Origin of the sequence: Caballeronia sp. (assembly GCF_049581465.1) — a bacterium.
GTDB lineage: Bacteria > Pseudomonadota > Gammaproteobacteria > Burkholderiales > Burkholderiaceae > Caballeronia.
Map to the genome: position 1 here is coordinate 1 of NZ_JBAUSA010001364.1, position 7,123 is coordinate 7,123.

Here is a 7,123-nt window from a genome sequence, read left to right on the forward strand (position 1 = left end):
AGGGCAAGGTCGTCCGGATGGACCCGGTCGAGCATCATTTGGACCGTGGGTCGGGTCCCCGAATCGTATCCAAAGATCCGGTAACTCTCTTCGGACCAGACGATTTCTCCCCTTGAGACATGCCAGTCGAAGCTGCCCATGTGACTAAGCCGTTGGGCGTCTGCCAGCAGGGCCTCCGTGTGCTGCAGGTCGGCGTAGAGGCGCGCGTTCTCCAACGAAATCGCGGCCTGGGACGCCAGCAGTCTCAACACGGCAATGCGGGCCGGCGTGAAGACGTGAGGCGTCAGGCTGTTCTCAAGGTACAACACGCCGATCAGCTTCGTCTGCTTGATCAGGGGCAGGCACAGGATCGACTGGCAGCCGTTGCCGCGGATGTACTCATCGCCGGAGAACGAGCTCTCGTCCGATGCATCATCGAGCAGCACGCTGTCCTGGGTTCGGACGACGTAACGCAGAACCGATTCAGGAAGTGCCGCGGGCGCCACGCGCGATTGCGGAAGACGGACCTCGACCGAGTTGCGCAACGTGGTCGCTTCTGCTTCGATCCGCAATGTGTCGCCTCGCGGAAGGATCAGCAAACCCCGGTTCGCGCCGGCGTGTTCCAGGGCAAGCGCCATCAGGGTGTGAATCAGTTCATTCAGGTCGATCTCGCTAAAGATCGCCTGCGACACCTTCACGACAGTTGCGAGATCTAACTGTTCGGCCGAAGTCGCGACCGTGCTGTCAGGGCGTGACGATTCGTGGCGCAGCTGCGGATGGGTTCGGTCCAATTGACGGACCTTGCCGTGGGCGCCCCAGCGAACGTAGCAAGACCGCGCGTTGCGCAGATAGGTGTCCGTAATGGTGTCGAAGCCGCGCGCCGCATAGAAGCGCGCGGCAAGTTCATGAGCGATCGCCTGATTCTGGATGAAGCCATGCTCGTGGGCCGAGCTTATAGCCTGCTCGTAAAAGCGCATCGCTTCGAAGTCCCGTCCCTCGATACGTGCGACCTCGGCCAAAACCAGCGCATGACGGTTGTGATAGTTCTCGGGACAGTTGTCGGCCCAAAGCTTGAACTTCTTGAGTTTTGCTTCGAGGACCCGCGCATATTCCCGTTGCTCTGCAGCGCCAGCAGTCGGATACAGCGCCGTGAGGGTGAGCGCGTGGAAGAAATGATAGGTCGCCTCGATCGGCATGGCCATGACCGCACCGAACGCAGGCTGCGCACGGACCGCGGAGTCCAGGGCCTCACCGTACCTGCCATCAAGGAAGGCGAGCATCTGCTTCATGATGTGATAGAAGACGATCCCGCAGCCGAAGCCCGCCTTGACGACAGCGCCATAGCACTCTGCTTCGTCGAAAGTGCCGTCGTCTAAGCGGAGCGGGTCGCGCGTCCTGCCCTGGAGGCCGGCGACGAATTGCTGCTCGAGCCGTATCGTTTCACAAACGGCATCGTTGTGGGTCTGTCGGGCGAACGCGACGTATTTCACGGATAGCGCCTGCACGTCCTCAAGCGCGTCCCCCTTCTCAATTACCTGCCAGAGCGTCTCGAACGCGAGGTAGCCGGCGAAGACGAGGTCGCCCACTTCGAGGCAGGCGAGAATGGCGCGCTCCACGATTGGCAGGTCAGTCTCGATGTGGCGTCGCCAGAAGTTGATATGGTCGCCGTGCAAGTGAAGCAGTTTCCCCCGCAAGCGCGGATTGTTGAATTTTTCATTGAGCTGCAGCGACATTTCGGAGAACTGGACTGCGGAGGGGATGTCGCCGACGAGCGACACCAGCATGAGCGAGTAATTGCCATAACCGAAGCTCGACTGGTCGGTATTGCCGTGTCGCATGGAAAGGTTGACGGCCTTCAGGGTGATCAGCGGATAGAGCATCGGCCGCCCGATATACGCGCAGGGCATTGCTTCGACGAGAAGGTTGATGATCGCCCGCGTCGCGGGGTCGGCCGCCACCGGTGCGTCAAGAAGTTCGCTAATGGCGCGCCCCGCGAGATTGATGGGGATATCCCGGAACTCGGCATCGACTGCTGCTTGAATGCCCTGATCGGAATCGGGGAACGTCACACCGAAATCCCGGAGCGCATCGAGTGCCGCTGCGGAGCTCTCGTCGTATTTACCCGCGACCTGGTACAGCTTCATGCGCAAGCTGTAGACCTTGGCACGATCGAGATTGGAGTGGGCCTCGGTCAGGATCATGTCGAACAGCGCGTCCGCTGCGGCGAAGTTACCCACCAGATATTCGCACTCCGAAAACGCGAGATAGAGATCCAGCGTCCCCTCGTAGCATCGTGTCCAGGCATCCGGCGACAGCAGCGCGGTGGCTTGCGCCAGATAGTTTCGGGCGGAGGCATAGGCGGTCGAATTCATCGCGCGCCTGCCCGCCATGAGGTTCAGCGCGACGACCTGCTCGCGTTCCTCCTGCATGGTGATCAGCGTGGCGCCGCGATTGAGGTGGTTCACGATGTCGAAGATGGCCTCTTCGATCTCGTCGGGCGCGGTCCGTGACGCGAGCACCCGGCCGATCCGAAGATGCACTGCGGCGCGCTCGCTAGCCGGGATAAGCGCGTAGGCCGCCTCCTGGACACGATCGTGGACGAATGCATAGGCGTCATCCGCGCGGAAGACGAGACCCGCTCGAACGGATTCCCACAATTGCGCGTGGATCTTCTCCTCGGACCCGCCGTGAAACAGCGTCAGGGTGGCGACCTCGGCGGTGTTCCCCAAGCAGGCGAGTTGCCCCAGGGCATCGCGTGTCGTGTCGGATAGACGGCTGAGCTTCGCGGCCATGAGATCGGCTACGTTTTCGGTAAAGCCCTTGGCGCGAATGCGCAGCAGATCCCAGGTCCACGTCGCCGCGCCATGATCGAATGCGAGCAGTGCCTCCTCGGTCAGGGCCGTCAGGAACTGGATCGCGAAGAACGGATTGCCGCCGGTCTTCTCATGCACGAGTTGCGCGAGCGGCTGGGCTCTCTCCCGGTCGCAGTGAAGCGAATCGGCTACTAATTGCCCCACACTGTCAGGCAAGAGGGGCGCAAGCACTGTCTCCTGCACGGTCCCTCCAGCGTTGCGGATCAACGCAAGCGTGCGCGTGAGCGGGTGCGACGGACCGACCTCGTTGTCCCGATAGGCACCCACCAGCAGAAGGTCGCGCACCTCTGGATGGGTGACGAGATGCTCGATCAAGTCGAGCGTCGCCGTGTCCAGCCATTGCAAATCGTCGACGAACAACGCGAGCGGATGCTCGGGCCGCGCGAACACGCCGAGAAACCGGCGGAAAACGATCTGGAAGCGGTTTTGTGCGTCCTGCGGCGGGAGCGTAGGGACCGGCGGTTGCTCGCCGATGATAAGCGCGAGCTCCGGGATCAGGTTCACCATGATCTGACCGTTGGGACCCAGGGCGTCCAGCAGGGCGCGCCGCCACGGCTCAACCTCCGCGTCGCTCTTGCTCAGCAGATTGCGCACGAGCGACTGGAAGGCCTGTGCCAGCGTCACATAAGGAATGTCGCGCTTGTATTGGTCGAACTTGCCGGACGCGAACAGGCCGCGCGGCGGGACCAGCACCTTGTGCAGTTCGTTGACGACCGAGGACTTGCCGATGCCGGCATAGCCGGATATGAGCACCAGTTCGGTTGTGCCGTGGGCTACGACCCTGTCGAAAGCCGCGACGAGAGCCTCGATCTGGGCCTCGCGCCCGTATAGTCTTTCGGGGATCCGCAGCCGGTCCGACGTGTCGCGGGCACCCAGGGGGAACGGGTCGATCCGGTGGTGCACCAACCATGCCGTGAGACATGAGCGGAGATCGGCTTCGACGCCTGAAGCGGTCTGGTAGCGGTCCTCGGCGGCCTTTGCGAGGAGCTTCAACACAATGGCCTCGACCGGTGACGGAATCCCGCCGACCCGTTCGCTAGGCGGTGTTGGCCTCCGGGCGATATGGCAATGGATCCATTCCATGGCATCCGATGCCCTGAACGGAAGCGACCCGGTGAGCATCTCGTACAGCGTGACGCCGAGTGAGTAGAGATCGCTGCGGGCGTCGATCGATCGGTTCATGCGGCCGGTTTGCTCGGGCGCCATGTAAGCAAAGGTGCCCGCAATAATCTCCGGCGGCGCGGGCTGTTGGCGTTCGTTGGGCAACCGGGACGCGATGCCAAAGCCGGTAAGCCGCACGTTGCCGCTCTCGTCGACGAGCACATTCGCCGGCTTGATGTCCTTGTGGATGAGCCCGCGCCGATGAACGTGGCCGACCGCTGTCGCCAGGTTGATGGCGAGATGCAGGAAGTGCGTCAGTTCGAGTGGCCGGCCGAGCGCGCGAGCGAGCGGCTCGCCGCCGTTGTCGTCGAGGACGAGCGTTGCAGGCGCCTGGTGGCAATTGAGCGCCAGGGGTTGAGCCGCCCATCTGGCGTCAAGCATTCCCGCCAACGCATATTCATGCTCGAGGCGCGCGATGCTCCTGGACGCCGAGCGCGCCGCAACAAGGGCAAGCACCGAGATCGGATTGCCCGGCTGCCGCGCGCGAAACAGCGAGAAGTCTGCGTCGTCGCGCAACGGTTCGAGCTCGTATCCGGAGATATCCATATTTACGTAAGACCGCTCTCTCGCTGCAGACTTAGCCGCTGACTTCGCCGTGCGCTGATTTTGCTCGCTTTTGAGTTCCGTGGCTATCGGTATGGACAGGTCAGATCCGTGACAGGTTCGGCTTAGACCACGCTAATGACGACGTGAATGTTGCCGCGCGTGGCTTTGGAATACGGACACGTCTGGTGCGCGGCGTCCGCCAGCACCTGGGCGACTTCGCGGTCCAGACCCGGCAGGCTGACGTTAAGACGCGCTTGAAGGAAGAATGCACCGTCCGTTGTGCCGAGGTCTACTTCGGCGTCAACGGCCACGTTAGCCGGCAAAGCGATCTTCATGTCGCGGGCCGCAAGCCCCATCGCACCGATGAAACAGGCAGACCAACCGGCAGCGAACAACTGCTCCGGATTGGTGCCGGGGCCCGGCGTGGCGGGGCGCGCAAGCAAGATGTCCAGGCGGCCATCGTCACTGCGGGACGCGCCGTCGGCCCTGCCTCCCGTGGTGTGGGTTTTTCCGGTGTACAGCACCTTGTCGAGTTGAGTCATGATGGATTCCTTGTTAAGTTCCGCTTAGTGACGCGGCTACGGAAAACGGCTGTCGAAAAGCCGGGATCGATGGGCACTCTGATCGAGCCGCCGTCATCCGAAGATGAATCAAGGTAAGTCGGCAGGTCCGTAATGAGAATATGACCGAACCTTCGCGATTCGCAATATATCCTCGTATCGCTGTGGCATACGAAAGGATGTATATAATTAGGATTGCATATAAATATGTTGAATTTTCGGAGAAGTGACTTCGATCAGGGCACTTTGAACCTGATGACTGCGGGCGTAACACGGCGCTCAGGATTGCGCAGGTCAAGTTTTCTAACAACACCGTCGAACCAGCCGCCCTGGCATACGTAAAATGTTCCGGAAAGCAAGAGCAGAAAAAGGCTGAGGAAAGATTTTCGGTCGTGGCGCACACATGTGCCGATATACGCAGGTATGCTTTATTTTCTCTTGTCAATTTGCTAACCTCTTCGCAAGAATATGACGAGCCAATTTGTTGCGCCGTTTTTGCCGCGGCGCCGGGCACTTACGACTCGCGCAACGTTCAATCTAATTCGATTGTCGCGCACGAGTCGATCAAGCCTTGCGTGGCGAGTCGCCTGCGTTCCATGGGGTGGGACGCACTCGTCTACAGATCGGCCAGTCACTTTCTGAGTTGCATCGTTGTTGCAATTGCGCGCATCGACCAATCTCCGATTGTTTTGGTAACGGGAAACTGTCAACATCCATTCGGTTGTCGACTGCTAGCGGGGATTACAGCAGTCGTTCTATTTCACTCAAGGAGATTTCGCATGAAAATATCAAGAATGCTTGCCGCTTCATTGTTCTCCGTGGCCGCGTGCGTAAGCGTGAATCTTGCACATGCGCAAGATTCGGGCGCCTCACAACCTACTACCAAGAAAGCGGGTCACAGTGCGAACTGGAAGCTCGAGCATGCAGTGAGGCAAGAACTTGACAAGGAAAAAATAGATACCTCTGATATCCGCGTCGTGGCACGCACGGGCGTGGTCTCGCTCGACGGTACGGTTAAGGACGAAAGTCAAATCGCTGCGGCGGGTACGGCTGCGGAAGGAGTCGCCGGTGTGAAGAGCGTTAAGAACAATGTTACGGTGCGTGTTGTGGGCCAATAGAGTAGGCCAACGGTAGGGCAATAAGCCGAAACGGCGCTGACGGAACCGTCTGCGCCGTTTTACCGTCCACGGTTGCGCAAAGGCGCCGATTTACTCGATGTTGGCCGTTTGCGCTGCAAGGGTGAACCGGAAAACGGTACCGAAGGTATATCTCGATTCAGCCAGCGCCAGTCGATGTCCTGCGTGTTCGGCGTTCTCGCAGGTCCGCAGCGCGTGCAAGCGCTGCATGGAAGAGAGGCCGGCGTATGACTTTGGAAGCCTTCAAGGCAGAAAACTACGCGCGGTCGTCTAGCGCACGGCATAACCAATCGCTGAGAAGAGTGGGATCCACCGGCTTTTCGAGTGCGCAAAGGGCACCGCCGGCGAGAGCTTCCCGATTGACCTCATCGGAAGAATAGGCAGTAACAAAGATGATGGTGAATGAGTAACCGTCGTCACGTAATTTGCCAAGCAACTCAAGGCCAGTCATGCCCGGCATCTGAACGTCGCACACGATGCACCCGATGCCGCCAATGCCCCGAATGCCGATGGAACCGAGAAAATGATCAGCGGATTCGTAGACGCACGCCTCCCACCCCATCGAACGCACGAGACTTGCCGTGGAAGCTCGAATCGACTCGTCGTCGTCGATGATCGAAACTGTTTTATAGGTGCGCACGCTGTAACCCCTTAGAGCCGCGAGAAGAGGGCGCAATTGGATCAGCGCGTCACGTTCTCGCCAAGAGGTTAGAGAATCCGCGAAAAAAAGGAAATCATACGACGGTATATCAGCGCATGTATTGACGATGCAGACAATCCTGGATGGAAACTGACGTGCATCTTCCGGGGCAGTATTACTCAGGAATCCTGTTTAACACCGGACAAACATGAAAGAATAAGATTGGTG

At 59.8% G+C, this 7,123-nt stretch carries 4 protein-coding genes; 1 reads left to right on the forward strand and 3 read right to left on the reverse strand.

What is annotated here, in order from left to right; genetic code table 11:
* Together WCA53_RS32945 and WCA53_RS32950 are read right to left on the reverse strand one after the other, a co-directional pair.
* The coding region (locus tag WCA53_RS32945; RefSeq protein ID WP_423921863.1) for an ATP-binding protein at positions 1–4,559 on the reverse strand (4,559 nt) is incomplete at its 3' end.
* A gap of 122 nt (positions 4,560–4,681) precedes the next feature.
* The gene (locus WCA53_RS32950; protein ID WP_423921867.1) at positions 4,682–5,101 is read right to left on the reverse strand and encodes an organic hydroperoxide resistance protein; all 420 of its coding nucleotides are present in this window, start codon (positions 5,099–5,101) and stop codon (positions 4,682–4,684) included.
* A gap of 797 nt (positions 5,102–5,898) precedes the next feature.
* Between WCA53_RS32950 and WCA53_RS32955 the strand changes: the two genes are divergently transcribed.
* Positions 5,899–6,237, forward strand: a complete 339-nt coding sequence (locus tag WCA53_RS32955) for a BON domain-containing protein (protein WP_423921872.1) — start codon at positions 5,899–5,901, stop codon at positions 6,235–6,237.
* Between the two features lie 274 nt (positions 6,238–6,511).
* On the opposite strand, the gene WCA53_RS32960 is transcribed toward WCA53_RS32955, so the two are convergent.
* Positions 6,512–6,895, reverse strand: a complete 384-nt coding sequence (locus WCA53_RS32960) for a response regulator transcription factor (protein ID WP_423921875.1) — start codon at positions 6,893–6,895, stop codon at positions 6,512–6,514.
* Positions 6,896–7,123: the final 228 nt, after the last annotated feature.

What these genes read in the sequence shown, in the direction of transcription:
- WCA53_RS32950 (WP_423921867.1), bottom strand. Translation starts at nt 5,101, where the DNA reads ATGACTCAACTCGACAAGGTGCTGTACACCGGAAAAACCCACACCACG.
- WCA53_RS32955 (WP_423921872.1), top strand. Translation starts at nt 5,899, where the DNA reads ATGAAAATATCAAGAATGCTTGCCGCTTCATTGTTCTCCGTGGCCGCG.